Source organism: Bacillus sp. FMQ74, from assembly GCF_001875785.1.
Taxonomy (GTDB): Bacteria; Bacillota; Bacilli; order Bacillales; family Bacillaceae; genus Bacillus; species Bacillus stercoris.
In genome coordinates this window covers 772135-798659 of the sequence record NZ_MOEO01000001.1, presented here as the reverse complement: position 1 = coordinate 798659, position 26525 = coordinate 772135, and the positions used below count along the sequence as shown (strand labels likewise).

Annotated in this window: 25 protein-coding genes; all 25 read right to left on the bottom strand. The window is 43.1% G+C overall.

The features are described from left to right. Nucleotides 1-223 precede the first annotated feature (223 nt). The 25 genes from spoVS to BLL41_RS04115 all read right to left on the bottom strand — a co-directional run bounded on the left by spoVS (nucleotide 224) and on the right by BLL41_RS04115 (nucleotide 26519). Complete coding sequence (gene spoVS / locus BLL41_RS04235) at nucleotides 224-484, bottom strand: stage V sporulation protein SpoVS (RefSeq protein ID WP_003154135.1); 261 nt, start codon at nucleotides 482-484, stop codon at nucleotides 224-226. Nucleotides 485-682: 198 nt separating this feature from the next. Beyond that, a complete protein-coding gene (gene ymdB / locus BLL41_RS04230) occupies nucleotides 683-1477 on the bottom strand; it encodes a 2',3'-cyclic-nucleotide 2'-phosphodiesterase (protein WP_071576887.1) in 795 nt (264 codons plus the stop codon). A gap of 69 nt (nucleotides 1478-1546) precedes the next feature. Beyond that, nucleotides 1547-3109: a ribonuclease Y gene (rny, locus tag BLL41_RS04225; protein WP_003221010.1), complete on the bottom strand. Its 1563-nt coding sequence runs from the start codon at nucleotides 3107-3109 to the stop codon at nucleotides 1547-1549. Between the two features lie 276 nt (nucleotides 3110-3385). Beyond that, nucleotides 3386-4561, bottom strand: coding sequence for a serine hydrolase domain-containing protein (locus BLL41_RS04220; RefSeq protein ID WP_071576886.1), 1176 nt, complete (start codon nucleotides 4559-4561; stop codon nucleotides 3386-3388). A gap of 168 nt (nucleotides 4562-4729) precedes the next feature. Next, a complete protein-coding gene (gene recA / locus BLL41_RS04215; protein ID WP_003245789.1) occupies nucleotides 4730-5776 on the bottom strand; it encodes a recombinase RecA in 1047 nt (348 codons plus the stop codon). Nucleotides 5777-5948: 172 nt separating this feature from the next. Beyond that, complete coding sequence (locus BLL41_RS04210) at nucleotides 5949-7199, bottom strand: competence/damage-inducible protein A (protein ID WP_071576885.1); 1251 nt, start codon at nucleotides 7197-7199, stop codon at nucleotides 5949-5951. 17 nt (nucleotides 7200-7216) lie between these two features. Then, the gene (gene pgsA, locus BLL41_RS04205; protein ID WP_071576884.1) at nucleotides 7217-7798 is read right to left on the bottom strand and encodes a CDP-diacylglycerol--glycerol-3-phosphate 3-phosphatidyltransferase; all 582 of its coding nucleotides are present in this window, start codon (nucleotides 7796-7798) and stop codon (nucleotides 7217-7219) included. A 49-nt stretch (nucleotides 7799-7847) separates the two neighbouring features. Next, nucleotides 7848-8762: a cell shape determination protein RodZ gene (gene rodZ, locus BLL41_RS04200; RefSeq protein ID WP_071576883.1), complete on the bottom strand. Its 915-nt coding sequence runs from the start codon at nucleotides 8760-8762 to the stop codon at nucleotides 7848-7850. Nucleotides 8763-8780: 18 nt separating this feature from the next. Continuing rightward, entirely contained in the window at nucleotides 8781-9572 is a 792-nt protein-coding gene (locus tag BLL41_RS04195; RefSeq protein ID WP_071576882.1) for a DUF3388 domain-containing protein, read from the bottom strand. 128 nt (nucleotides 9573-9700) lie between these two features. Next, the gene (locus tag BLL41_RS04190) at nucleotides 9701-9958 is read right to left on the bottom strand and encodes a DUF3243 domain-containing protein (RefSeq protein ID WP_003245199.1); all 258 of its coding nucleotides are present in this window, start codon (nucleotides 9956-9958) and stop codon (nucleotides 9701-9703) included. A gap of 80 nt (nucleotides 9959-10038) precedes the next feature. Then, nucleotides 10039-10767: an elongation factor P 5-aminopentanone reductase gene (ymfI, locus tag BLL41_RS04185; protein WP_071576881.1), complete on the bottom strand. Its 729-nt coding sequence runs from the start codon at nucleotides 10765-10767 to the stop codon at nucleotides 10039-10041. A 54-nt stretch (nucleotides 10768-10821) separates the two neighbouring features. Further along, a complete protein-coding gene (gene yfmH, locus BLL41_RS04180) occupies nucleotides 10822-12108 on the bottom strand; it encodes an EF-P 5-aminopentanol modification-associated protein YfmH (protein ID WP_040083147.1) in 1287 nt (428 codons plus the stop codon). Next, nucleotides 12105-13385: an EF-P 5-aminopentanol modification-associated protein YfmF gene (yfmF, locus tag BLL41_RS04175; RefSeq protein WP_071576880.1), complete on the bottom strand. Its 1281-nt coding sequence runs from the start codon at nucleotides 13383-13385 to the stop codon at nucleotides 12105-12107. The genes yfmH and yfmF overlap by 4 nt, the downstream gene beginning before the upstream one ends. Nucleotides 13386-13581: 196 nt before the next feature. Then, nucleotides 13582-14793 carry a bacillibactin exporter BcbE gene (bcbE, locus tag BLL41_RS04170; RefSeq protein WP_083427934.1) on the bottom strand — a complete coding sequence of 404 codons (1212 nt, stop codon included), beginning with the start codon at nucleotides 14791-14793 and terminating at the stop codon, nucleotides 13582-13584. Between the two features lie 136 nt (nucleotides 14794-14929). Further along, a complete protein-coding gene (locus BLL41_RS04165; protein WP_003245732.1) occupies nucleotides 14930-15655 on the bottom strand; it encodes a GntR family transcriptional regulator in 726 nt (241 codons plus the stop codon). Between the two features lie 144 nt (nucleotides 15656-15799). Then, a complete protein-coding gene (gene spoIIIE / locus BLL41_RS04160) occupies nucleotides 15800-18163 on the bottom strand; it encodes a DNA translocase SpoIIIE (RefSeq protein WP_071576878.1) in 2364 nt (787 codons plus the stop codon). A 130-nt stretch (nucleotides 18164-18293) separates the two neighbouring features. Then, on the bottom strand, nucleotides 18294-18506 hold the full coding sequence (locus tag BLL41_RS04155) for a YlzJ-like family protein (protein ID WP_003231871.1): 213 nt from the start codon (nucleotides 18504-18506) through the stop codon (nucleotides 18294-18296). After that, nucleotides 18503-19240 (bottom strand): translocation-enhancing protein TepA, encoded by a 738-nt coding sequence (tepA, locus tag BLL41_RS04150; protein WP_071576877.1) that lies wholly within the window; start codon nucleotides 19238-19240, stop codon nucleotides 18503-18505. The genes BLL41_RS04155 and tepA overlap by 4 nt, the downstream gene beginning before the upstream one ends. 117 nt (nucleotides 19241-19357) lie before the next feature. After that, the gene (gene rnjB / locus BLL41_RS04145) at nucleotides 19358-21025 is read right to left on the bottom strand and encodes a ribonuclease J2 (protein WP_014476833.1); all 1668 of its coding nucleotides are present in this window, start codon (nucleotides 21023-21025) and stop codon (nucleotides 19358-19360) included. A 177-nt stretch (nucleotides 21026-21202) separates the two neighbouring features. Continuing rightward, nucleotides 21203-22075 (bottom strand): 4-hydroxy-tetrahydrodipicolinate synthase, encoded by an 873-nt coding sequence (dapA, locus tag BLL41_RS04140; protein ID WP_003245816.1) that lies wholly within the window; start codon nucleotides 22073-22075, stop codon nucleotides 21203-21205. Nucleotides 22076-22105: 30 nt separating this feature from the next. After that, the gene (dapG, locus tag BLL41_RS04135; RefSeq protein ID WP_040083152.1) at nucleotides 22106-23320 is read right to left on the bottom strand and encodes an aspartate kinase; all 1215 of its coding nucleotides are present in this window, start codon (nucleotides 23318-23320) and stop codon (nucleotides 22106-22108) included. Nucleotides 23321-23411: 91 nt separating this feature from the next. Continuing rightward, nucleotides 23412-24452, bottom strand: a complete 1041-nt coding sequence (gene asd, locus BLL41_RS04130) for an aspartate-semialdehyde dehydrogenase (RefSeq protein WP_071576876.1) — start codon at nucleotides 24450-24452, stop codon at nucleotides 23412-23414. Between the two features lie 125 nt (nucleotides 24453-24577). Beyond that, entirely contained in the window at nucleotides 24578-25180 is a 603-nt protein-coding gene (gene dpaB / locus BLL41_RS04125; RefSeq protein WP_014664006.1) for a dipicolinate synthase subunit B, read from the bottom strand. Nucleotides 25181-25182: 2 nt separating this feature from the next. Beyond that, nucleotides 25183-26076 carry a dipicolinic acid synthetase subunit A gene (gene dpaA / locus BLL41_RS04120; protein ID WP_071576875.1) on the bottom strand — a complete coding sequence of 298 codons (894 nt, stop codon included), beginning with the start codon at nucleotides 26074-26076 and terminating at the stop codon, nucleotides 25183-25185. A gap of 185 nt (nucleotides 26077-26261) precedes the next feature. Beyond that, complete coding sequence (locus BLL41_RS04115) at nucleotides 26262-26519, bottom strand: YlmC/YmxH family sporulation protein (RefSeq protein ID WP_003231890.1); 258 nt, start codon at nucleotides 26517-26519, stop codon at nucleotides 26262-26264. Nucleotides 26520-26525: the final 6 nt, after the last annotated feature.

Here is a 26525-nt window from a genome sequence, read left to right as displayed (position 1 = left end):
TACCATGATATGTAATAAGCGTAAACAGCACTGTCTTTTTCAGAAGGACAAAAGTATCTGTCTTGAAAAATGGGCGGAATTTTTTTTGAACCGTTTTAGCTCATTTCTGATTTTGCATATTAGCCCATTATATGCCAAAAATACTATCGGGAGAAAATATCACAATAAATGAAAAACAACCTGTTTGCATTACGCAAACAGGTTGAGAATGCTTTATTTGTTTTTAGCGAGGCTCCACGATTAATTTAATCGCTGTTCTTTCTTCCCCATCAATTTGAATATCTGTAAAAGCCGGAATACAAATCAAATCAACGCCGCTAGGCGCCACAAATCCCCTGGCAATCGCCACAGCTTTTACAGCCTGGTTTAATGCACCCGCTCCGATCGCTTGAATCTCGGCGGCTCCTCGCTCTCTCAACACGCCTGCAAGCGCACCTGCCACTGAATTTGGACTCGATTTTGCTGAAACTTTTAAGATTTCCATTTCTGCTCCCCCTTAGTTTTACAATGGATAAGTGAGTGTTCATTAGAACAATCATTATTAGATGTTGCTATCCAAAAAGCCATCCCCACAATGCTTTTCAAAAATAGCGGGCTACCTTCCATTTTTACTATATTCACTAAGGAGTTGCTATATTCCTGCTTTTCTTTTTAATATTTTTATAAAATAACCTATGTTCAATTATTCAAAGAACATGTGATCATCATTGATTAAAATACGCTCGATTTTCACGGCTTTTTTCGTTTGATCATCTATGTCAATGACAACTCCGCTGAGCGTTGTTTTCCCTTCAGCGACAGTAAACCGGACTGGAAGGTTCGTTTTGAATCGTTTAATAATCGTCTCTCTGTCCATTCCCAGTATACCGTCATATGGGCCAGTCATTCCTACATCAGTAATATATGCCGTTCCCTTCGGCAAAATGCGGTTATCCGCTGTCTGCACGTGTGTATGAGTTCCTACAACAGCTGATGCCCGTCCATCCGTGTACCAGCCAAGCGCGAGCTTTTCACTTGTCGCTTCGGCATGAAAGTCGATAAAAATGTACGGTGTTCTTTTCGCAGCTTCAGCAATCAATTCATCCGCTTTTAAAAACGGGTCATCAAGCGGCGGTAAAAACGTACGTCCCTGCAAATTCATAACTGCAAGTTCTTTGCCGTTTGCTTTCACATATGTGATCCCTTTCCCCGGTGTTCCTTCAGGAAAGTTTGCCGGGCGAACCAAATTCGGAACCTCATCTATAAAATCAAAAATTTCTTTTTTGTCCCATGTGTGGTTCCCCATTGTGATTACATCTGCGCCGGACTGGATTAAGCTGTGATAAATTTTTTCCGTCAGGCCTTTTCCATGTGCGGCGTTTTCACCATTAATAATGGTAAAGTGAGGCTTATATTTTGTTTTTAACTTTGGTACATATTCTTTGACCATGTCACGGCCCGGTGAACCGACAACATCTCCGATAAATAAAATTCTCATTTTGTAAATCCTTTCTTCTTGAAAATTCCTTAGCCGTCAAAAAAATAAAGTGATGCTTAGCGCATCACTTTATTTTGCATACTCTACGGCACGAGTTTCTCTGATTACAGTCACCTTAATATGACCTGGATAATCGAGCTCGTCCTCAATTCGCTTGCGGATATCTCGCGCCAGTCGATGAGCTTCAAGATCATTAATTGAATCCGGCTTCACCATAATGCGCACTTCGCGTCCAGCCTGAATGGCAAATGATTTTTCAACACCTTCGTAGGACTCAGAAATTTCTTCGAGTTTTTCAAGTCTTCGAATATAATTCTCGAGCGTCTCACTTCTCGCGCCAGGCCTTGCAGCGGAAAGCGCATCTGCTGCAGCGACTAGCACAGCGATAATGGAAGTCGGCTCCTCATCCCCGTGGTGTGATGCAATACTGTTAATCACGACTGGGTGCTCTTTATATTTGGTCGCAAGCTCTACCCCGATTTCAACGTGGCTTCCTTCTACTTCATGGTCAATTGCTTTACCGATGTCGTGAAGAAGACCCGCACGTTTGGCAAGCTTTGCGTCTTCACCAAGCTCCGATGCCATTAGACCGGCCAAGAATGCGACTTCCATAGAATGCTTAAGCACATTTTGACCGTAGCTTGTACGGAACTTTAAGCGGCCGAGGATCTTGATGAGATCTGGGTGGAGGCCGTGAACACCAACCTCAAATGTTGTCTGTTCACCCATCTCACGAATATAGTCATCGACCTCGCGACGAGATTTTTCAACCATTTCTTCAATCCGTGCCGGATGAATTCGGCCATCCTGAACGAGTTTATCAAGAGCAATTCTGGCTGTCTCACGTCTGATCGGATCAAATCCGGAAAGAATGACAGCTTCAGGTGTATCATCAATAATCAGGTCAATTCCTGTCAGCGTTTCAAGCGTACGAATGTTACGCCCTTCTCGTCCGATGATACGTCCTTTCATCTCATCATTTGGAAGATTGACAACTGATACCGTTGTTTCGGCAACGTGGTCCGCTGCGCAGCGCTGTAAGGCGAGTGAAAGAATGTTTTTCGCTTTCTTATCCGCCTCTTCTTTCGCACGGTTTTCAGTTTCTTTTGTCATGATGGCGATATCATGTGAAAGCTCGTTTTCAACCCGCTCAAGAATGATTTGCTTTGCTTCATCACGAGTCAGACTCGAAATTCGTTCCAACTCTGACTGCTGCATACGAATCATCTCATCCACTTTGCTTTCCATCTCTTCAATATGTTGTTGTCGTTCATTCAGAGAATGATCTTTCTTCTCCAACATCGCTTCCCGTTTATCAATTCCCTCATGTTTGCGATCAAGGTTTTCCTCCTTTTGGAGTAAACGGTTTTCTTGTTTTTGAAGCTCATTTCGTCTTTCACGAACTTCCTGTTCAGCATCTATTCGAAGTTTGTGGATTTCATCCTTTGCTTCAAGCAGAGCTTCTTTTTTCAGTGCTTCAGCATCACGCTTTGCATCTTCAAGAATTTGCTCGGCTGCACCGCGTGCGCCCGCAATTTTCGCTTCGGCAATGGTTTTACGAACAAAGTAGCCAACAACTAAACCGAGTAGAATCAGCAAAATGGAGATGAGAACCATCATAATTGGGGTCATACTTTCACCTCCTCTTGCTATGAACTTGGTTGTTGCTTAAATAAGTGTCGGCATGTACATTGTCTAGTTTTCTCAACATACAGAACCTTCACAGGGAATGAGTATGTTCATCGCCCTTGTCAAGTTTAAATGGTTTAACAATCATGTTAAAAAAACAAATGTTACAACTTCATTGTAAATGTGTCGGAAATACTTGTCAAGCTTGCCATCTTAACGTTTGCAGACCCGACGTCTTTTCCCGTGCCGAATGCAATTCATCCAAAAAAAGATCACGGATCATTCTTGATTCAGAAGCTGATATATTTTATTGTTCACTTGGCCTAATTTAGCGTTATTTTGAATGTTTGAGAACAAAATAACAATGGTTTGCCCAGATTTGCTAAAGCTGTTCAAGATATTGAAGCCCGGCATAACGCCATGGTTTGAATAGCTTCCGGGAGCAACATAAAATCCCATGCCGTATGTGGAGCTGCTCCCTGGCGTAAACATCTTTTCATAGCTTTTTTGTGAATACAGTTTTCCGTCTATCAGCGCTTGGTCAAATTTGTACATATCTATAGCGCTCATATAAATATCGCCGGCTCCATACAGCTGAGATAGATCAGGTATATACGGTGTAACCGTTCTGCTGCCCTTTACCTTGTACCCGACGGCAGGATAAGGTTCTTTTTCATATGTTTTGTAAAAGCCTGCATGCGTCATTCCCGCCGGTTTAAAAATATGATTCTTTATGTACTTTTCATAGGGCTCACCGCTTACTTCAGCAATGATATAAGCGAGAACAGAATAGTTGGAATCCTTGTAGTCCCATACGCCCGGCTGACGTTTGATTCCCTGAAGTTCTATGTCTTTTATTAAATCGTCCGGGGTAATGGCGCCGTTTCCTTCAATATGTCCGTTTATCCCCGATGTATGTGTAAGCAGATTCTTCAAAGTAATCGTTTGTCCGTTAGGAAAATGAGGTAAATACGTGCTTACCGGATCACTTGTCTGAAGTTTCCCCTTTTCCTCAAGCTGCAAAATAGCGGTTGCAATCAGCGCTTTTTGTGACGAACCGACGTAAAAAGACGTCAATGGATTATTTTGAATGTGATGTTCACGGTCTGCATAGCCAAAACCTTTATTTGTTACGATTTCTCCATTTCTGACAATCATAGCGGTTCCGCTGAAACCGATCTCTTTTAAATAATTGCTGATGTTTTGATTTCGGTCTACTGTTTTGATTTGTTCCTCTGATTTTTTGGCAGTTTTCTTTTTGACCTCTTTTTTCTGATCGGTATTTGAAACCGCTGCAGTTTCTTGAGATGGCTCGTTTTCTTCACTATTCCGATGAAGCGCATTCCAAATCGTAATGCAAACCATCACTGCTAAAAGACCAAGCAAAAGTTTTCCTCTTTTATTTAGTTTTCTCCGTCTGCGTTTCGCAGTTCTTCTGCGGGTTGGGCTCGTCATTCATTTTTTCCTCCCAAAATAAATTCCATTTTGCACACGTTTTGTTAGACGAATAAAGCCCTAAAAAAGTTGTCAAAAAAAGCAATATTTTTATCATTTTTTTTGCAAAATACAAAAAAGCTGAGTTTTTCACTCAGCCTTTTGTATCATTTGAAACTTATTTTATTTTTATTCTTCAAATTCGAGTTCTTCTTGTGTCTCTTCAGCTTGCTGCTGCACTACTCCGTTATTATCCAAGCCGTAATGTTCGCGAATTTGCTCCTGGATCATCAGCATGATATCTTTATTTTCTTTCAGGAATTGTTTTGCATTTTCACGGCCTTGGCCAAGACGCTCTTCTTCATAAGAGTACCATGAACCGCTTTTTTGCACGATATCAAGTTCAGTTCCTAGATCAATGATTTCTCCTTCTTTTGAAATGCCTTCTCCGTACATAATGTCAACCTCGGCTGTACGGAACGGCGGAGCCACCTTGTTTTTCACGACTTTGATTTTCGTTTTGTTCCCCATTACGTCATTGCCTTGTTTCAGCTGTTCAGCACGGCGCACTTCTAGACGCACGGAAGAATAGAATTTCAGTGCACGGCCGCCAGGAGTTGTTTCCGGGTTCCCGAACATAACGCCGACTTTTTCACGAATTTGGTTAATGAAAATCGCGATTGTCTTCGATTTGTTAATTGCCCCTGAAAGCTTACGAAGCGCTTGAGACATTAAGCGTGCCTGTAGACCGACATGCGAATCTCCCATGTCGCCTTCAATTTCCGCTTTCGGAACGAGAGCGGCTACAGAGTCGACAACAACAATGTCAACTGCCCCGCTTCGAACTAATGCTTCCGCAATTTCAAGCGCCTGCTCGCCTGTGTCAGGCTGAGACAGTAAAAGCTCTTCAATGTTAACACCGAGCTTTTGCGCGTATACCGGATCTAACGCATGCTCCGCATCGATAAACGCGGCTTGTCCGCCCTGCTGCTGAACTTCAGCAATCGCATGAAGCGCCACAGTTGTTTTACCTGAGCTTTCAGGACCGTATACTTCAATAATCCGTCCGCGCGGATATCCGCCAATTCCCAGTGCTGTATCAAGGGCGAGGGAGCCGCTTGGGACAGTAGAAATTCTTGTATCTGTCTTTTCTCCCAGTTTCATAATGGAACCTTTGCCGAACTGTTTTTCTATTTGTTTAAGAGCCATATCTAAGGCTGCCTGACGATCACTCATTCTATTTTTTCCTCCTTTATGTTACCACTACATATACTATACCCTGTTTGAAGGGATTTGCCAAGAAAAAAGCGAACGCATATTCGGATTTTTTCTTGGCGTGATTCCTATCAAAATATCATAATGTATCAGAGAAATCATGTTTTCTTAGGAGGATAATGTGCTGAAAATATTATTTTTGCTCTAAAAGCTTTAAGATTAAATGGCAGCCGTATTTAGCTCCGCGTTTTCTGATTCCCGTTCTGGAGCCCGCAAAGTGAAACTCGTGAACCTCTTCTTTACCATTTGCGGAAATGCCGATAAACACATGCCCAGGCTCATGCCCTTCTTGAGCATCAGGTCCTGCTACACCAGTAAAGCTAATGCCGATATCGCTGCCAGTGAGTTTTTGAACACCCTTAGCCAGTTCGGATGCGCACTCCTTGCTGACCGCTCCAAAACTGTCTAATGTGTCCTTCTTGACACCAAGCACATTCTGCTTCACGTCGTTTGTATAGCAAACGACGCCCCCGGCAAATATTTTTGAGGCACCGCTATGATCCGTCAGCCATTCAGAAAACAGCCCGCCGGTAAAGCTTTCTGCCGCAGAGATTGTAATGCCTTTTTCCTTACATGCTTTAGATAGCTCTTTTACAAGAGAAGTATCATCGTACCCATAGAAAAATTCACCGACACGCTCTAAGATAACGGCCTCTGTTTCTTTTAACAGACGCTCTGTTTCCTTTTCATCGGCGTGTTTGGCTGTCAGACGCAGCGTCACCTCTCCATCAGCAGCCAAAGGAGCGATTGTCGGGTTGGTTTGTGCATCAATAATATCTTCCAAATCGGCTTCAAGCTGAGATTCGCCGATACCGAAAAAGCGAAGAACGGTGGACACAATTTTTTCATTTGAACCCATCTTTTTCAGCAGAAGAGGCTTTGCCTCGTTTTCAAACATTGGACGCAATTCGCTCGGCGGCCCAGGAAGAAGCATATAGAAGCGCGATTCATGCTCTATGAGCATTCCCGGGGCCATTCCAAAGTGATTCGCCAGCACGTCAGAGCCTTCGAGCACAAGCGCCTGTTTTCGGTTATTAGGTGACATCGTGCGTTTTGTTCGCTTGAAATAATCCTCAATGGATTTGAATGCCTCATCATTTAACACAAGCGGACGCCCTAGCGTATTTGCAATCGTTTCTTTCGTCAGGTCATCTTTTGTGGGTCCAAGACCTCCTGAAAAAATAATGAAATCAGAGCGTTCTTCAGCAATGCGGATGACCTGCTTCAGCCGTTCTGGATTATCTCCGACCGCTGTATGATAAAATACGTTCACTCCGATTTCAGCGAGCTGTTTGCTGATAAATTGAGCATTTGTATTGGCGATCTGTCCAAGCAGCAGCTCTGAACCGACGGCAATAATTTCTGCTTTTTTTGGAAATTCCATGACGAAGTCCTTCTTTCTTAATTAGATGTTTTTAACGCTTCCCAGTTTTTAGAGAAATATTCCCAGCCTGAGACGACAGTAAAGAAGACGGCTACCCACAGCGCCAAGTCAGCAAACGGGAATGACACAAGTTCAAATGGAAGATTATGAAGAAGCAATGCGGATACCGCAATAATCTGTGCCCATGTTTTGATTTTACCAAGCATGTTAGCAGCTACGACTTCTCCTGTTCCGGCTAAGACAAGCCTTAAACCCGTTACAGCAAACTCCCTGCTGATAATCACAATGACCATCCAAGCTGGAGCGAGATCAAATTGAACAAGAATAATTAACGCTGCGGATACAAGCAGCTTGTCTGCAAGCGGATCAAGAAATTTCCCGAAGTTTGTTACGAGGTTCAGTTTTCGGGCATAATATCCGTCAACCCAATCTGTTGTAGATGCAATAATAAATAGAATGGCCCCCGCCAAGTGTGCGATCGGGATCGATTCGTCTCCAATTTCGAGCCTGCCCCAGTCAAACGGCGCCAGCATGATAATCATGAAGATTGGGATTAATGCGATTCTAGCTAGTGTGATTTTATTTGGTAAGTTAAACATAAAGCCCCTCCAATTTCATACTCGGACGTGAAGAAAAGTCATCTGGTAATTAAGATGACTTTTCTTCCTTTTTATTTACAATCTTTATGGTTTGTGCCATCACTTTTTTCGGATCAAGTTCATATGAAAGAACCTTGCCGTTGATTTTTATTTTCAGATTAGGTGCATAACCTGTGCGGATTTCAACTTGTTTCTGATCAGTTATGTCTTTTTTATAGGTTTCGTCTTTTTTCAGCGTTCCTTCTTTTAAAGAGCTGCTGTTTTCATCGCGCACCCGAATCCAAGAGCTGTCCGACGCCTTCAATTCAAGCTCGATGTTATCAGCGCCGGACACTTCATAAGTCGTTAACGACCCTTCAGTGCCAGCAGCTTTAACCTCCAGCTTATCACTGTCATTTTCTTTTTTCTTATCTTCGTTTTCTTTCGTTTCTTTTTTAGTGTCTGTCTCTTTTTCAGAGCTGTTATTTTGATTCTCCTTCAGCGTTGAATCTTTAGGGATTTCGTACTTGCTCTCACTTTGCGTAATTGCTTTTTCTGATGCCGCATTGTGATCATCACTGTTTTTGTGATTCGCAAATTGAATGATCGCGTACACAATTGCAATCACGACAATCACGCCGAGAATGACTAGTATCGTTGGCAGCAGCTCCAGCGCCTTAGATGCTGGCTTTGGCATTTCCTTTTGAAGATTCATGCCGGAGATTTTTTCAGACACATCGTCATGATACGTATTCGGGATATCTTTTTTATGCTCCTCAAACAGCTGATCCGCATCAAGCCCAACGGCTTCTGCATATTGCTTGATGAATGCCCGAACATAAAACTTCCCCGGAATAATGTCATAGTTTCCTTCCTCCAAGGCGGTTAAATACCTTTTTTGAATCTTTGTTGCCGCTTGGAGATCATCCAATGACATTGCTTTTTCCTCTCTGGCTTCTTTGAGCCGGATTCCTAGTTCAGTCACAACAAACACCTTCCAATTTTAAAAATCAAAGCTTGAAAACCCGGATTGATCAAACATTTGGGGTTCCTCGGCATGTTCATATGTAATAACCTCATCAGGGTCATTTCTCAGTTCAATAATATAATCAAAGTCATCTAGTGTATACTCTGTATTTTGAACGAATATGTCCGGATGCTCCACCACTTTGGTTGCCGGAAGCCGCATAATTTCTCGGACCAGCTGGAGATGGCGTTCCGATCCTCTTCGTGTTGACACAATTCCGTCAACGATAAAGACATTTTCAGTGCTGTATTCTTCGGCAATCAGCTGGCTTCTTATCGTCTGCTTCAGCAAGGTTGAGGACACAAACAGCCACCTTTTGCTTGCACACACACTGGAGGCCACAATCGATTCCGTTTTTCCGACACGCGGCATTCCTCTGATTCCGATTAATTTATGGCCTTCTTTTTTGAACAATTCGGCCATAAAATCGACTAATAAGCCAAGCTCGTCCCGTTCAAAGCGGAACGTTTTCTTATCATCGGCATCCCGTTGAATATAACGGCCGTGGCGTACGGCAAGACGGTCGCGAAGCCTCGGTTCTCTAAGCTTCGTTACTTTAATTGTTTCCATCGTTTTTAAGATTGATTCTAATCGTTTAATTTGATCTATATGGCGGCACCTGAGGAGCATTCCCCTTCTAGAAAGATCGACGCCGTTTATCGTTACGATGTTAATAGAAAGCATCCCAAGAAGAGATGAAATATCCCCGAGCAGTCCGGGGCGGTTCACTTGAATTTCATATTCAAAATACCATTCGAGCTTTGCCAAATGATATACCCCCTTCATTGTGGCAAAATTTTACCTTCCTTTATCATAAAGCATTTTTCTCTAATTAGAAAGAAGAATGTTGCTGTGATGAAGAAAACATAAAAAAGAGAGGAAAAATCCCTCTCTTCCTAGTGAGTGCTGTTATTTTCAACAAGCTTAACCATCATATTGGCAATGGCGTGCTGTTCATCTTTTGATGCTACACTCCAAAGATCTGCCAGCACTTTTTCCTGCTCGTTCTTAGATTCCACTTCATTAGCCAAGTAGCTGCCGATTTCTGTCGCAAGATCTGTAATAGTATCCTGGCTCATACCTTTATCTTGCGCATAGTTCAGACGGTCGCCAAGGAAGTTTTTCCAGCTATCCCAGTTTTCTAATACTGACATGCTTGTTTCCTCCATTTCATGTGAAGTTACAAGATTATTGTGTCCTTCGCAAAAGAAACTATACACCGAATATTTTCGGATCAGCAGTGCCAGCCGCCATTCACCGACAGAATTTGGCCGGTGATATATGATGCTTTTTCAGACAGGAGAAAAGCTGTTGCATCAGCAATTTCCTGTGGCCGGGCCAGCCGGCCGATCGGGATCTCATCAGCGATCTCTTCTTTTTCAGACGGAGTGAATTGATTCATCATATTTGTATCAACCGCGCCTGGCGCTACCGCGTTTACCCTGATTCCGCTTGGCGCCAGCTCCTTAGCCAGTCCTTTTACAAACGAATGCTGAGCTCCCTTTGCCATGCTGTACAGCACTTCACAGGATGCCCCAGTCTCTCCCCAAATCGAGCTGACAGCCACAATTGCTCCCGATTTATTCCGAATCATGCCTGGAAGAAGGTTTCGGGTCAGCATATACGGACTCGCCACATGGAGCTGAACCATTTCCTGGACTGTTACGTTATCCACATCCGTAATCAGTCCAAAATGGCTTCTTCCGCTGTTTAAAACAATCGCATCAATCGGCTGAACAATTGAACTTGTCAGCTGATCTGCCCCTTCTGGCTCGGACAGATCGGCTTGCAATATCTCCGCGTGCACCCCAAACATCTCTCTAAGTTTTTCAGCAAGCTCCGCTGCCGCGTTTTGATTTGTATTGTAATGAAGCAGCAGATTGTATCCCTTAGCCGCAAGGGTTTCGCTGATGCTTTTGCCAATGCCGCCGCTTGCTCCGGTGATTAGTGCTGTTTTGTTCATCCTCTTTCCCTCTTTCCGCACAAAAACACCCCTCACACTGGAGGGATGTTTTGTTTATGATTTAGGAACAACCTTGCATACAGTCAGTCTGTCTGCAGCAATTTCCTCTTGTATAACTTTCTGCACATCCTCGATAGTAATCTGCTCGAGTACCGTTACAACGTCAAACAGGCTCATATCCAAAAATGCATATCGGGTAAATTGATTGGCGATGTATTCAGGGGAATTCAGCGCTTTTAAGAATGTACCGATCTTTTTCTTTCTGGCCAATTCAATCTTTTCAGCGGTAATCAATTCGCCCGCGCGCAAAAGCATGCTTGAAACGTCTTCAGCCAATTGATCAGGATCAGGCGTATCTCCACCGATCGCTGCAAAACCGAACCCATATTCAGCAGTAAAATCAAAGCTGAACGTTTCGTCAATATATCCTTTTTCATAAAGTGATTCATACTGGGCAGAGCTTTTGCCGAAAAGAGCTTCAAGCAATAAGTTCATAGAAAGTTCATGCTTTAACAGCTCTTTGCCTAATCTAAACGGGTTCTTTGATTTTAGCCCTACAAGGCATTTCGGTCCCTGCACGTTCATTTTGATCTCTTTTTCTTTTCGGAAAACCGCTTCTTGCTCTTTCACTTCTTCACGTTTGATTTCCGGCTGATCGGTATACGGCTTTTTCTCCTGATTTTCTCTTACCTGAGAAATGATCGCTTCAGGATCTACTGGGCCGACAATGAATAGGAGCATGTTGCTCGGGTGATAAAACGTTTCATAGCATTCATAAAGAAGATCTTTTGTAATATGTGAAATGCTTTCCACTGTTCCCGCTATATCAATTCTGACAGGATGCTCTTTGTACATGTTTTCAATGACTCCGAAGTAAAGCCTCCAATCAGGGTTATCATCGTACATGTTAATCTCCTGCCCGATAATCCCTTTTTCTTTTTCAACCGTTTTTTCAGTGAAATATGGGTCCTGCACGAAATCGATGAGCGTCTCTAAATTGCGTTCAACATTTGATGTGCTTGAGAAAAGATAAGCCGTTCTTGTAAATGACGTAAACGCATTGGCAGAAGCACCCTGTTTGCTGAAATCTTGAAAAACATCTCCGTCCGCTTTTTCAAACAGCTTGTGCTCAAGAAAATGGGCGATCCCGTCCGGCACGTGAACCATCTCATTTTTATCTAAAGGGACAAACCGGTTATCTATTGAGCCGTACTTTGTTGTAAAGACCGCATATGTCTTGTTGAAGCCTTTTTTCGGCAAAACGTATACGTCAAGGCCGTTGGACATTTTTTCATGATACAGCGTCTCCTGAAGCTGTTCATATTCGATTGGTTTGATCAAGATGCTCCCTCCGTCCCTTTTAAGAAATAAGTCGTATCAAGCTGAATCTTTTCGCCGGCTTTTATGATATTCTCTTTTGTGACATTCTCAATATTGGCAAGAAAGTCTTCGATAGGAATCTCGACTTGAGCAGCGGCCTGCTGATATAAAAATTCAGTTAAACCATAAGCAGTATCAATCGTTTCCAGCACTTGATTTCGGATGACGGCCTTTGTCTGTGCAATGTCCTGCTCACTGAAATCGCCGTTTTTCATTGCCTGAAATTGCTCCGCAATAATCGAAACAGCCTGTTCGTAATTTTTCACTTCAATGCCTGACATCACCATTAACAAGCCTTTAAAACTTTCTATACGCGAAGCGGCGTAGTAAGCAAGACTGGCTTTTTCCCGAACGTTAATGAAAAGTTTAGAGTGAGAGAATCCGCCGAACAATCCGTTAAACACTTGTAAAGCAGGATAGTCCTGATCTGTATAAGTGATGCCGGTGCGGTAGCCGATATTCAGCTTTCCTTGTTTGACATCTTCCTCATCAATCACTTCTTTTGGCTGAACTTTTTCATCAGCCCGATTGTTTTCAATCATGCCAAGAGTGCGCTCTTCCGTTTGGAAATATTTATTAATGGCCGTTTGCACCTGCTTACTGTCCACATCACCAACAATATAAAGATCAAGCTGGTCTTTTTGGATAGCGCTTTGGTATGTTTCGTATAATTGCTCTGCCGTAATGTCATCGACATCGTCGATTACACCATTGACATGGAGCGCGTAAGGCTCATTTTTGCACATTTCCTGTATCAGCCTTAAATTCGAGTAGCGCATTTTATCATCATAGACGGCTTGAATTCTTTGCTTAAGCGTCCGTTTTTCTTGAGCCACATATTGTGGCTGAAAAGCGCCCCCCTCTAAAGCAGGTGAAAAGACGATTTCTGCGAGAAGCTGAAGCCCTTTCTCAAGAAGCGGTGTTTGGTCTTTTAAATATTTTTCATTCGGGATTTCAAGCCTGAACGTAATGACGTGCCGCTCTCCTTTTTTCGTAAGATCCGCCGATACTGACGTGCCATACAGCTCATCCAAATAGGAACGCAATTCTGCTGTTTTCGGATGGCTTTTCGTTCCGCGAAGAAGCACATGCGGAAGAAGCGCTCTTTTGGTGACTTGATCCTTTGTCAGCGGCGCAAGCATCTTAAAAATAAGCGAGACAGTTTTAAATTTTTCTGTTTCTACAATGTGTGCGGTTAAACCGCCGTGCTTAGTTTTGAGTTCATTAACATATGACATATGGAACCTCCTTCGTTCATTTCTTCATTAGTATGTATTATGACCAATTTTAAGCATACGCAGAAACACTCTTTCATGTAATTATAGCAACTGTAGGATTTATAAGGAAACAATAACCTCCGCATACGGTATAGTAAGTTCTTTTTCAATCTCGACGATGGTTTGAATGACAGGGCGCGCAAAAAAAGACGGTTGGCTAGACCGTCCCTAAGTTTTTCTCTTCTTCTTCACTTTTTTTAGCATCTACAGTAAAGAGCACTAAGAATAAAGAAACAATGCTGCAAAACGCCGAGAGTATGAAAATAATCCAGTTTGCATTTGACATTAATGCAGCAAAAACAGGTGGGCCGAGAGCTACTCCTATAAAGCGCATGCTATTGTAGAAGGAGGAAATGGTTCCGCATTGTTCACTTTCAATTCCTTCGGTTATCAATGCATCTAAAGCAGGAAGAGCCATTCCAATCCCAATCCCGCCAAAGCTTAAAAAGACAAATAAAAAATAAAAACTGTGGTTCCACCACAAGGCAATAAACGACAGGGTTAACAGAATCATTCCTGTCACAACGCAAAATTTCATTCGGCCTTTATCTTTACCGATCTTTTTGCCAGCTATAAAAGAACTGGTTGACAAAAACAAAAGTGGGATTGCCAGTAATCCGCCTTTAGCTACTCCGTCAATGGCATACTTGTTCTCCAGCGTATCTGACAAATAAAATAATACGCCAAATAACAAAAACATAATGACACACCCGATAATGAAGACCGTATAAAGCCAGCGCCCATCTTGCTTAAAGATTTTCTTCACGCTCTTGATAAACTCAGAAACCGCAGGCGCATCTTCATCTTCTTCAGGCTTGGCCACTAAAAACAATACGAGCAAAAAGCTGATCAAACAGAAAAACGGAATAAACCAAAACGGTACAAACCAGTACCAGGAAGCCAGTAATGCGCCAAGTATGGGACTCAGTACCTTCCCTGACGTATTAGCGGTTTCAATATCCCCAAGTCCAGCGCTGACCTTTTCATCGTCTCCTTCAAACAGGTCACCGATAAACGGCATGACGATAGGAGCAGCACCTGCAGAACCGATGCCTTGAAGAACCCGCCCCGCCAAGATCATAGCATAAGGATTTTTCATGTAGGTTGAGGCAAAAGCAGCCACCACTCCACCTAATCCTGCAATGAGGAGACATGGAAGCAATATTTTTTTTCTCCCGAAACGATCCGACAAATATCCGGCAATCGGAATGCAAATAATTGCCACTACTGAATATACAGTAATGATTAACGACACTTGAAATGAAGTCACCGACAGCTTTTTTTCCATCATCGGAAGAACAGGAATCAGCATGGAGTTCCCGAGTGTCATCACAAGCGGGACGGAAGACAATGCAATAATATTTTTCATTCCATTTTTCTTTCTCAACATTTTCACCCATTCACTTTCTTGTCATCTCTTATATATTGCGTTAACCGGAATGAAAGTATGTACAAAGAAACATGAATCAGTGCAAATAAAAAAACAGACACACAAGCGTCCGTTTTTAGAATCGTTTACGCAAAACATGAAATCTGAATTTATCCGCTCTGAAATAATTTAACGAGTAAAGCACCGGTTTATCGTGCTGATCGTAATGGGTTTGTTTTAAAAGTAAAAGTGCTGTTTCCGGATCGCATTCCAGCACTGGAGAAATGGTATCGTGATAGCCGATCGGTTCTATATCAGTTACTGCATAACTGATTACAGAGCCTGAATTTTTCTCAAGCAGGTCAAACATAGATTCTTGCTGATGAGAAAAAGAATTCGGCAAAATATTCATCGGAATTTTGTCTATACAATATACAATCGGCTGTCCGTCAGCTGTTCTAACACGTTCAAGGTAAAAAAGTTCTTGCCCTTCTGCCAAATGAAATCTCTTCGTATCATCCTCAGACGGCATAAGTACTTGTGATGACAGAAAAATCGTGCCAGGGGTCATATTTGCCTGTTCTATCATCTTCGTTACACTGTTCAGCTGTTCAATGCCCGAAAGAAATAACGGCTTAGAATGGACAAAAGTGCCTACACCATGCCTTCTGATAATCACATGCTCTTCTTCCAGTATCCGCAAGGCTTCTCTTAGCGTCGCTCTGCTGACACCTAGCTTTTTGGAAAGCTCAAATTCAGAAGGCAGCTTTTCCTTCTCAGTGTAGATCCCATTTTTTATATCCTCTTTAATTCGTTCAATTACTTTCAAATACAAGTGCCGATTATCAGCTTTTGTAGACATGTTTCCCCTCCGTAAACCACTTTCGATAAAAATTATTGAACAATTGGGACAACTATATCATGTTTTGTCGAAAAAATAAATAGAAAGGTTATCAGTTTACATAATGTTATTATTGATAACTAAAGGAAAATGGAACTCCCTTCATTAAGAAGAGAGCTCATCATATTTCTCTTTTGATAATAAGACTTCCCTAGGTTTGCTGCCTTCATACGGCCCGACAACGCCGCGTTCCTCCATTGCGTCAATCAGGCGCGCCGCTCTCGTATAACCGATTCTGAATCTTCTTTGCAGCATTGAAACAGATGCCGTCTGCATGCCGACGATTAATTCAACAGCTTCATCATAAAGTTCATCAGTAACCTCGGAATGAGTTTCCGTTGTCTCCTCAGGAATCATTTCTTCTTGATATTGCGCTTTCTGCTGCGTAATCACATGGTCGACGACCTTCTCCACTTCGTCATCCGACAAAAACGCTCCTTGCACACGGACAGGTTTGTTAGCCCCTACAGGTAAAAATAACATATCGCCGCGGCCGAGAAGCTTCTCAGCGCCTCCCATGTCAAGAATGGTCCTTGAATCCGTCTGTGAAGATACGCTGAACGCGATTCGTGACGGAATGTTCGCTTTGATCACCCCTGTGATTACATCCACCGAAGGCCGCTGCGTCGCAATAATGAGATGGATGCCGGCAGCCCGCGCCATTTGGGACAATCTCGTAATCGAATCTTCCACATCAGACGAAGCGACCATCATGAGATCGGCAAGCTCGTCCACAATGACAACAATATAAGGAAGCTCCGGCTGTTTCGCTCCTTCTTCATTGTTGGCGCGTTTTATATAATCATTGTATCCTTCAATATTTCGTGTACCCGTATGAGAAAATAATTCGTACCGCCGCTCCATTTCATTGACAACCTTTTTCAAAGCCTGCGATGCTTTTTTCGGATCGGTTACAACCGGAGCAAGCAGATGCGGAATCCCATTGTAGACATTCAGCTCTACCATTTTAGGATCGATCATCATCATTTTCACTTCATGCGGTTTTGCGCGCATTAAAATACTTGTAATAATGCCGTTGACACAGACACTTTTTCCGCTTCCGGTTGCGCCTGCGACCAAAAGGTGGGGCATCTTATTTAACTCAGCCAATACAGCTTCACCTGAAATATTGCGGCCAAGTCCAATTAACAGCTTCGCGTCCGGTCTGTCATTTAATTTAGACTCCAACACTTCCTTCAGCGAAACCATTGCCACTTCTGCGTTTGGAACCTCAATTCCGATTGCTGATTTGCCTGGTATAGGCGCTTCGATCCTGATATCCTTCGCAGCAAGCGCCAGCGCTAAATCATCGCTTAAATTGACAATTTTGCTAACCTTCACTCCGACATCAGGATACACTTCGTATTTTGTTACGGCCGGCCCGAGATGAACCTGTGTGACTTTCGCTTTTACGCCAAAGCTTTGGAAGGTCCGTTCAAGCTTTCTCGCATTTTCATAAATATTCTTTTTATCAGCCTGCTGGCCGGTATGCTTTGGATCTGCCAGTAAATCCAGTGACGGCATCTCGTAATCCTTATTTTCAAGCTCCGTAAAGGTCATAGGAGGAGCAGAAACAGTTTCCTGATCACCTGTCTCTGGTTGGATGTCCTGAAGCGGCTCCGATACAGGTTCGGTGCGCTTTTCTATAACTGGAGACTCATCCTCTTCATTACGATCAGAAAAGCTTGAGATAATTGGTTCTGAATGGACAAGAGGCGATTCTGTCTCAGAATCCCCCTCTTCATCAGAAGGCTCCGGTTCCATTTGCTGTTTTTTGCGGACCGGTTTTTGTTTTTTGCTAGGCGCTTTTGTTTTTTTCGATGACTGCATATTTGATTTGACGGATTTCATATCATCAATAAATGCCAACCATTGTTCTTTTATAAAGCGTCCAATCGGGCTCATCCACTTTTTCAGCGTTTCTTGCAGTGAGCGTCCTGTGACTAAAATCATTCCTATCAAAATCATGACAATCGCCATGATCTGAGAACCAGTTGATGCAAACAAAAAGTGTGAAGCTGCAAACAGCAGCGCACCGATCATCCCTCCGCCTAAATCAGGTGAAGCAGAGCTGCCATTCATGTCCATCAAAAACAATTCCCACGTATTTCGGACCACGCTTGCGGACTCAATAGTCCCTTTGTGCGTCAAATTTTTAAACAGCTGCACGTGAGAAAGCAGCAATATGCTTGCGATGATACAGTACAACCCCGCCTTTCGTCTCGTTAATAGGCTTGGGGTTTTCTTCTTCCAAAACAACGAGACTCCCAACACCAATAAACCTAACAAGCATAAAATAAACCACTCTCCGGCAAAAAAGCGGAACAAATAGATAAACGTTTGCCCGACTACCCCCAGCTGCAAGATTGCGATAATTGAAATGGCTATACACAGCAGTCCGTTGAGTTCGTATTTTATATTGAGCTGTTTCGCCTGTTTTTTTCTTGATTTTCGTTTTTTCTTTGCCACACTCATCACCTTACTGCGTTAAAAAATGTAAGTTCATACATAATGAAGAAAGCAGCCGTTTACAGGCTGCGTTTTTTCTGTAGGATTCCCCTATTATAGCATATTTTGCCCTTAAAAAAGGGTTGGATTCTTATACGTTTAATTTCAGCTTTTGTCCCGGTGAAATGTCCGGATGCAGAAAATGCATTGGGTTTGTGCTCATAATTTGAATGACTTCCGCTTCATTTCCTTTCATTTCGACCAGAAGCGGTACACCTTTATATTCAATTTGCTCATGTGCGCTCGTTTCTTGGTTCTGTTCTGCAAACACAATTTCCTGCGGCATCACGGTATACAGAATCATTGAATCATCCGTCCTTCTTCTTTCCTCGCTGCCTCTATGAGCTCATTCAGTTTATTGATTGCCTGTCCGACACCGCCTGCGTGATCAATCAATCCGTATTCAACTGCATCCTTACCAACTACATTTGTTCCGATGTCGCGTGTTAAGTTTCCTTTTGAAAACATTAGCTCTTTAAACTTCTCTTCAGTTATATTGGAATGGCTTGTGACAAATTTAACAACTCTTTCTTGCATCTTATCCAGGTATTCAAACGTTTGCGGCACCCCGATGACCAGACCGGTGAGCCTAACGGGGTGAATCGTCATCGTTGCTGTTTCGGCGATATAGCTGTAATCACAGGATACAGCAATCGGAACGCCGATGGAATGACCCCCGCCAAGCACGATAGAAACGGTCGGTTTCGATAAAGATGCCAGCATTTCCGCAATTGCCAGACCGGCTTCAACATCTCCTCCGACAGTATTTAATATAATTAGAAGGCCTTCAATTTTAGGATTTTGTTCAATTGCCACAATCTGTGGGATGACATGCTCATATTTTGTTGTTTTGTTTTGCGGAGGAAGCTGAACATGGCCTTCTATTTGTCCGATTATAGTCAGACAATGAATATTTGTATCTTGGGGCAGCTGTGGAAGTGTCGTTTCACCAAGCTGCTGTATTTTATTCATAATGCTGTCTTTCGCATCATTTTTTTCAGAGCGCTCTTCTTCTGTGTTTTCCATACGATGATCCATCTCGCTTTCACCCTTTCCGAGTTTCTCTTTGTATTATGAACAAAGATACTCAATTCAATCCCGGCTTAAAGGGCAAAAAAAATAAAGACCGGAGCTGCTCCGGTCTTTATTCAGTCATTATACTTCCATAATAATTGGGATGATCATCGGTTTACGTTTCGTTTTTTCATAAAGGAATTGGTTCAAAGCATCCCGCATTGCCTGCTTCAGCGTTGACCATTCAACATTTGATGTTTCAGTCGCTTCTGTCACGATGGAACGAACAAGCTCTGTAGCCTGTACGATTAGACCTTCAGACTCTCTTACATAAACAAAACCGCGAGTGATAATTTCTGGTCCTGATACAAGATGTTTCTTTTGTTTATCAAGTGTAATGACAACGATTAAGATTCCGTCCTGTGAAAGCAAGCGGCGGTCTCTCAATACGATATTGCCGATATCACCGACACCTAACCCATCAATTAAAATATTGCCGTAAGGAACTTTATCCCCGATTTTTACGTTTTGGCCGCGGAACTCAACGACGTCTCCTTTTTCAATTAAGAAGATGTCACTGCGCTTCATGCCGGTTTCTTCAGCGATTTTTGAATGGGCTTTTTGCATTCTGTATTCGCCGTTTACAGGAATTAAATATTTTGGTTTAAGCAGATTGATCATCAGCTTTAACTCTTCTTGTGAGCCGTGGCCTGATACATGAACACGCTTTTGGGCAAAGATGACTTGTGCACCGGCTCTCGCAAGTAGGTCCACTGTTTTAGAATAAATAAGTTCCTGCCCGGGAATTGGAGTTGACGCAATGACAACCGTATCCCCTTCTTCAATGTTCAGCTGTTTGTGAGCTTTGTTTGCCATTCTTGTAAGGGCAGCTAATGGTTCACCTTGGCTTCCGGCTGTAATAATGGCCACTTCGCGCTTCGGATATTTCTTGACATCCTGTACAGAAATAAATAATTCATCATCTGCTTCAATGTATCCTAACTTTCTTGCCAGCTGCAGGACAGATTGAAGATTTTTTCCGGCTACGGCAATCTTTCTGCCATTTTGAGCCGCTGCATGAATGACTTGCTGAATCCGGTTAATATTGGATGCAAAAACAGCAATAATCACCCGGTTCTCTGAATTATACAGCGCATCCGAAATTTCTCCGCTGACAGCCGCTTCCGAAGGGGTATATCCCGGACGTTCCGCATTTGCACTGTCGGAAAGCAGGGCGAGCACGCCGCTATTGCCGATCTTGGCGATCTCGCCAATGTCGCACGTCTGATTAAGTGCAGGTGTTTGGTCAAATTTGAAGTCTCCCGTGCATACAATAGATCCAAGTGATGTTTTAAAGCTCACACCTACAGAATCAGGGATGCTGTGAATCGTTCTAAAGAACGATACTTTTGTCGATTCAAATGTAATGACAGATTTGGAGTGAATTTCTCTTAAATCAGTTTTTCGGTTATGTCCATATTGTTTTAATTTCTCTCTTAACAGCGCAAGCGTCAGCTTTGTTCCGTACACTGGAACGGACAGCTTGTTTAATAAGTAAAAAACGCCGCCGATATTTTCATCGTGCCCGTGCGTTAAAAAGATTGCCTTGACGCGATCAGCCCGTTCAATCAAATATGATATGTCAGGAATCACCACATCAATACCGAGCATTTCATTTTCTGGATGCATAAGGCCGGCATCAACGACAAATATGTCTGAGTCAATTTCGATGACATAAAGGTTCTTCCCAATCTCTCCGACACCGCCAAGGGCGATAATTCTAACGTTTTCTGTATTTTTCTTTTTCAAAATCTATATCCTCCTAGTCTCATACCCGTCCATCATCACTTGTTCCTATTATAACTGAAAGTAAATTTAGAAAACAAGATAAAGCAGAAGGTTTTGGGAAAACCAATATGTAAAAGAAACGGTCAAACTCAGCTGAATGTGAGAATGACCGCGTTTGTTTCACTGTATGAAATTTTCTTACAGTTCGCTGATCGTGCTGCTTAAGCTCAGACGTTCATCCTCGGTTAACGGGACAAGAGGCAGACGTACTGAACCGACATCAAGACCTCTCAGCTGAAGCGCTGTTTTGACTGGAGCAGGGTTAGGCGCTTTAAACAGTTCCTTCATAATCGGCAGCAGTTTCTGATGGATCAGTGCCGCATTAGCTGTTTGCCCATTCGTATAATTTTTGATCATTTGCTGCATATCAGTGCCTGCAATATGGCTCGCCACTGACACAACTCCTCTTCCTCCAACTGAAAGAATTGGAAGCGTCAGAGCGTCATCCCCTGAATAGACATAGAAGTCTTCAGGCGTTTCAGCAATAATTTTTGTAATCGCTTCGAGGTCTCCGCTCGCTTCTTTAATCGCAACAACATTCGGAATGTCTGCCGCCAAACGGATCGTCGTTTCAGGAGCCAGAGAAGCAACCGTACGGCCCGGAACATTATAAAGCATAACCGGAAGTGATGTCTCTGCCGCAATTGCTTTAAAATGCTGGTACATTCCTTCTTGAGAAGGTTTATTGTAGTACGGCGTAACAAGCATAACAGCGTCCACGCCTGCTTCCTCAGCTTTTTTTGTCAGCTTAATGGAATCTTTCGTATTGTTGCTTCCAGTACCGGCGATAACCGGCACCCGTCCGTTTACTTCTTTTACCGTATATTCAAAAAGCGCAATTTTTTCTTCAGTTGAAAGGGTCGGAGATTCTCCAGTTGTTCCCGCTACTACTAAAGAATCCGTTCCGTTTTTCAACAAGTAATCAATCAGTGTAGACAGTTTTTGAAAGTCTACGTTCCCTTTATTGTCAAAGGGTGTAATCATCGCTGTAGACACATTTCCGAAATTCATTTTATTCACCTCATCATGATTCAATCACATTTACTTGGAAAGTTCAAACACTTCATGCAAAGCGTTTACAGCAGGTACCATATCCGCTTCATGGACGAGCACCCAAATCGTCGTATGGCTGTCAGCCGACTGAAGGATCGGAATTTCTTTTTCTGAAAGAGCCGATACAATTTTGGACGTAACACCCGGAACACCCATAATGCCCGCGCCGACAGCCGATACCTTCGCGCAGTTTCTCGTTACCATTGGATCATAGCCCATATCCATTAAAATACGCTGAGCTGTTTCTGTTTTATTTCCGGCTACCGTATAAACGATTTCACTAGGTGTAATGTTAAAGAAATCGACACTGATTCCCGCGTTCGCCATTGCCTTGAACACTTCAGTCTGAACATTATACTGGCCGATTTTTGAAGGCACTTTGAACTGCGTGACATCTTTGACATGGGCGATTCCCGTAATCAGCCTTTCAAAAACATCACTGCCGACCTTGGAAGAGTGATGTGATGTCACCAATGTACCTTTATCCTTCGAATAAGTCGAACGGACGCGGATCGGAACCTTGGCCTGCATCGCGATTTCCACAGCACGCGGATGAATGACCTTGGCCCCCTGATACGCCAGGTTGCAGATTTCCGTATACGTCACGACAGGAAGCGGTTTCGCATTTTCCACAACTCTTGGGTCTGCAGTCATTACGCCTTCTACATCGGTGAAAATATCGATGTATTCCGCATCAACAGCTGCTCCGAGTGCGGCTGCAGACGTATCACTGCCCCCTCTGCCGATTGTTGTTGTATCACCTTTTTCAGTTGCGCCCTGGAAGCCTGCGACGACTACCGCATCATGATTGGCGAGCACACCGAATAAACGCTCCGGTCTCATTTCAATGATTTTCGCATTGGTATGCTGATCATTTGTTAAAAAGCCAGCCTGAGCTCCTGTCAGCGCAGCTGCTTTCACACCGTTATCAAGCAGCATGCTTGTAAATACGACAGAGGAAATGGTCTCTCCGCAAGATAAGAGCAAATCCTGCTCCCTTGGCGAAATCGCTGACTGATCGCCGTAAAGCAGCCCGAGCAAAGAATCTGTTGCATACGGGTCTCCTTTTCGGCCCATCGCTGAAACGACAACGACAACCTTATATCCTTCACTGATTGCTTCTTTAATATGCTCTAAAGCCAGTTTGCGGCCTTTATCATCCTTTACTGATGTTCCGCCGAACTTTTGAACAATTATCTTCACTGTTTTCACTCCAAATTATTCGGACGTAACAGAAGAGAGCAGGCTGATAGTGCCTTACTCTCTTCTATTCGTCTTTAGGAAATTCTCTCTTTTATACGAGGTTTAGTTTTTTCAGGCTTTCTGCAATTTGAACAGAGTTCCATGCCGCGCCTTTTAATAGGTTATCAGAAACAACCCATAAATGAAAACCGTTTGCTCTGTCCAAGTCTTTGCGGATGCGGCCTACAAACACATCGTTTTTACCGACAGCATCAGCAGGCATCGGATAAAGCTGCTGGCTCGGGTCATCCTGAAGTGTCACGCCCGGAGCTTCTTTTAATAGATTTTTAATATCTTCAACTGTAGCGTCATCACGGTCAATTTCGATGTAGACAGACTCTGAGTGCCCAGTTTGAATTGGCAGTCTCACACATGTAGCCGCTACTTGAAGGTCAGGCATGTGCATGATTTTTTTCGTTTCATTGATCATTTTCATTTCTTCAAACGTATATCCGTTATCCTGGAATTTATCAATTTGCGGAATCGCGTTGAAGGCGATTTGATAGTGTTTTTTGTCACCTTTTACAGGCATGATCTCAGGCTCTATTTCTTCTTTATTTAAAATTGCCTGTGTTTGGCTGTAAAGCTCTTTTACAGCTTCATTACCCGCTCCTGATACTGCCTGGTAAGTTGATACGATGACTTTGTTTAAGCCGTATGCTTTGCGGATTGGTTCAAGAGCCGCAACCATTTGGATTGTAGAGCAGTTTGGATTGGCAATAATGCCGTTGTGTTCATGCAAGTCTGCCTCATTCACTTCTGGCACAACAAGCGGTGTGTTTTCGTCCATGCGGAACGCGCTCGTATTATCTATAACAATAGCGCCGCGTTTTACAGCTTCTGGTGCCAATGCTTGTGATACGCTTCCGCCGGCGCTGAACAAAGCAATATTTACCCCTTCAAAGCTCTCAGGAGAAGCTTCCTGAACAGTCAGCTCTTGGCCTTTATACGTGACTTTTGTCCCCGCAGAGCGTTTTGAAGATAGCAATGTAAGTGTGTCCATTTCAAAGTTTCTGTCTTCAAGTGTTTTAAGCATTTGTTGTCCCACAGCCCCTGTCGCTCCGACAACAGCTACGTGTAAACCTCTTCCCATCTGTAAAACTCCTTCCGCCAATCAGCTTCATTGAATTGATTTGACTATGATTTTACGTTTTATTTTACCATAGAATATGCGGGTGATGACCGAATTTTTTAGTTTGGGAAAGATTTTCTGTAAATTTAGTCATTTCCCTGATAATTCTCAACGAGAACCGGCTGAAGCTGCTGGTGCAATAGTGCCTTTTCAATCGTTTGCGGAAGCAGATCCATTTTGGCTACCATTGAATTCGGTTTTTTAAATGGATCGTCTTGCCCGAATGGAATAAAAAAGATATTTTTTGTTGACATGAGCCTCATTAAATTTGTTCCGTTTAAACCGAGTGCATCATTTGTCGAGATGCCCAAAACGACTGGCCGATTGTTTCGGATTGTCGCTTTTGCCGCCATCAGCACCGGGCTGTCCGTCATGGCATTTGCCAGCTTGCTCATTGAATTGCCTGTTAAAGGGGCAATGACCATGCAGTCAAGGGGCAGCTTCGGCCCAAGGGGTTCTGCCTTTACAATCGAATCAATGGCCTCATATCCAGTCAGGTCTTCAATTTTTTTAACCCATTCTGCACCCTCTCCAAATCGGGTATTTGTGGATTTTACGTTAAATGTGACAACCGGACGAACTTCAGCTCCTTCGTTGACCAACGCCTCAATTTGCGGAAAAACCGCTTCATATGTGCAATGCGACCCGGTCAGCCCAAACCCGATTCTTTTTCCTTTTAATGACGACATCCTTATTTCCCCTCCTCAGCTCGTATTTCAGCCAAAAGCTTGCTCAAGACGTTTGCAAGGATCTGCCCAGCTGTTTTAGGAGCGACAATCCCTGGAAGGCCAGGCGCAAGAAGTGCTTTAATCCCCTGTTTTTCGGCATATTTAAAATCCGTTCCCCCGGGACGTGAGGCCAGATCCAATATTAAGGTTTTTGGTGTCATGCTAGAAAGTACAGCTTGATTTAAAATCATACTCGGTATGGTATTAATACAAATATCTATATCTTTTACATGCTCTTTCAGCTCATCGGTATGAAAAGGAACGAGCCCCATTTCAGTAATACGTGCCAGATGCGCTGAGCTTCTTGCCCCCACTTTTACATTCGCCCCAAGCGCGGCAAATGTCCGGGCAATCGTCATCCCGGTGCGCCCGAGACCGAGAACGGCCACCTGAGATCCGTGTATCGTATAATCCGTGTGCTGAATAGCCAGCATAATCGTTCCTTCTACTGTCGGAATAGAGTTGTATATCGCAATGTCATCCCGCTCAAACAGCTTAACAAGTTTTCTTTTTGCCTGAGCTGCAATGTTTTCTAAATAGGCATTAGAAATTCCTGAGAAAATGACACAATGTGCAGGCGTTTTGTCGAGATGGTCCTGTTTTAACACAACCTCTTCATTCGAAAATACAGTCGATACGATACCTTCTCCTGTTGTCGCGGATACTGGAAGAATGATGCTGTCTATTTGCTGAAAAGGAATTTCATCAATATTGCATTTTACTGCCCCGGTAAAACCGTGATCCAATTGGTCAAAACCGACAAGATAGATGTCAGCCTGCTGTTCAGTGAGCTTTCTTATAATTTCGAGCTGTCTTGCGTCACCGCCGATAACTGCAATTTTCAATCCGGTTAACATTCTAAACGTTCACCTTCTTTGTATATACTGGATCTCTAGTTGTTAAGCTCCCCTTCATCTTATGATCAAAAGGAAATACCGGTGAATATAAAAGATGCGCTTTTTCCATATAAAAAAACACCGGCTCCGGCAGCCGATGTTTCAGATGTTTTCTATAGAGCCCGCTTCACAGTCAATTGGGCTATTTACTCTTGTCGAGGAGGCATTTCCTCAGGTACGTCTAATATAATCATATCTGAACCGATCTTTTGAATATGATGCCATGGGACACGAATGTCATGACCTTGCTTTCTCAAACCAAACCACTTAACTGTGGGAATGAGGAGTGCTGTAATCTGTCCATCCTGTTCATTGATTTCTAGATCGGTCTGGCCGAGCACCCCGAGCCGTTCAGCTCTTTTGATGTCTACAATTTCCTTTCCTGATAATTCACTGAGCCGCATGTCTGT

What these genes read in the sequence shown, in the direction of transcription:
- spoVS (WP_003154135.1), bottom strand. Translation starts at nt 484, where the DNA reads ATGGAAATCTTAAAAGTTTCAGCAAAATCGAGTCCAAATTCAGTGGCA.
- ymdB (WP_071576887.1), bottom strand. Translation starts at nt 1,477, where the DNA reads ATGAGAATTTTATTTATCGGAGATGTTGTCGGTTCACCGGGCCGTGAC.
- rny (WP_003221010.1), bottom strand. Translation starts at nt 3,109, where the DNA reads ATGACCCCAATTATGATGGTTCTCATCTCCATTTTGCTGATTCTACTC.
- BLL41_RS04220 (WP_071576886.1), bottom strand. Translation starts at nt 4,561, where the DNA reads ATGACGAGCCCAACCCGCAGAAGAACTGCGAAACGCAGACGGAGAAAA.
- recA (WP_003245789.1), bottom strand. Translation starts at nt 5,776, where the DNA reads ATGAGTGATCGTCAGGCAGCCTTAGATATGGCTCTTAAACAAATAGAA.
- BLL41_RS04210 (WP_071576885.1), bottom strand. Translation starts at nt 7,199, where the DNA reads ATGGAATTTCCAAAAAAAGCAGAAATTATTGCCGTCGGTTCAGAGCTG.
- pgsA (WP_071576884.1), bottom strand. Translation starts at nt 7,798, where the DNA reads ATGTTTAACTTACCAAATAAAATCACACTAGCTAGAATCGCATTAATC.
- BLL41_RS04190 (WP_003245199.1), bottom strand. Translation starts at nt 9,958, where the DNA reads ATGTCAGTATTAGAAAACTGGGATAGCTGGAAAAACTTCCTTGGCGAC.
- ymfI (WP_071576881.1), bottom strand. Translation starts at nt 10,767, where the DNA reads ATGAACAAAACAGCACTAATCACCGGAGCAAGCGGCGGCATTGGCAAA.
- yfmF (WP_071576880.1), bottom strand. Translation starts at nt 13,385, where the DNA reads ATGTCATATGTTAATGAACTCAAAACTAAGCACGGCGGTTTAACCGCA.
- bcbE (WP_083427934.1), bottom strand. Translation starts at nt 14,793, where the DNA reads ATGAAAAATATTATTGCATTGTCTTCCGTCCCGCTTGTGATGACACTC.
- BLL41_RS04165 (WP_003245732.1), bottom strand. Translation starts at nt 15,655, where the DNA reads ATGTCTACAAAAGCTGATAATCGGCACTTGTATTTGAAAGTAATTGAA.
- BLL41_RS04155 (WP_003231871.1), bottom strand. Translation starts at nt 18,506, where the DNA reads ATGATTCTGTATACCGTGATGCCGCAGGAAATTGTGTTTGCAGAACAG.
- tepA (WP_071576877.1), bottom strand. Translation starts at nt 19,240, where the DNA reads ATGGATCATCGTATGGAAAACACAGAAGAAGAGCGCTCTGAAAAAAAT.
- dapA (WP_003245816.1), bottom strand. Translation starts at nt 22,075, where the DNA reads ATGAATTTCGGAAATGTGTCTACAGCGATGATTACACCCTTTGACAAT.
- asd (WP_071576876.1), bottom strand. Translation starts at nt 24,452, where the DNA reads ATGGGAAGAGGTTTACACGTAGCTGTTGTCGGAGCGACAGGGGCTGTG.
- dpaB (WP_014664006.1), bottom strand. Translation starts at nt 25,180, where the DNA reads ATGTCGTCATTAAAAGGAAAAAGAATCGGGTTTGGGCTGACCGGGTCG.
- dpaA (WP_071576875.1), bottom strand. Translation starts at nt 26,076, where the DNA reads ATGTTAACCGGATTGAAAATTGCAGTTATCGGCGGTGACGCAAGACAG.
- BLL41_RS04115 (WP_003231890.1), bottom strand. Translation starts at nt 26,519, where the DNA reads ATGCGGCTCAGTGAATTATCAGGAAAGGAAATTGTAGACATCAAAAGA.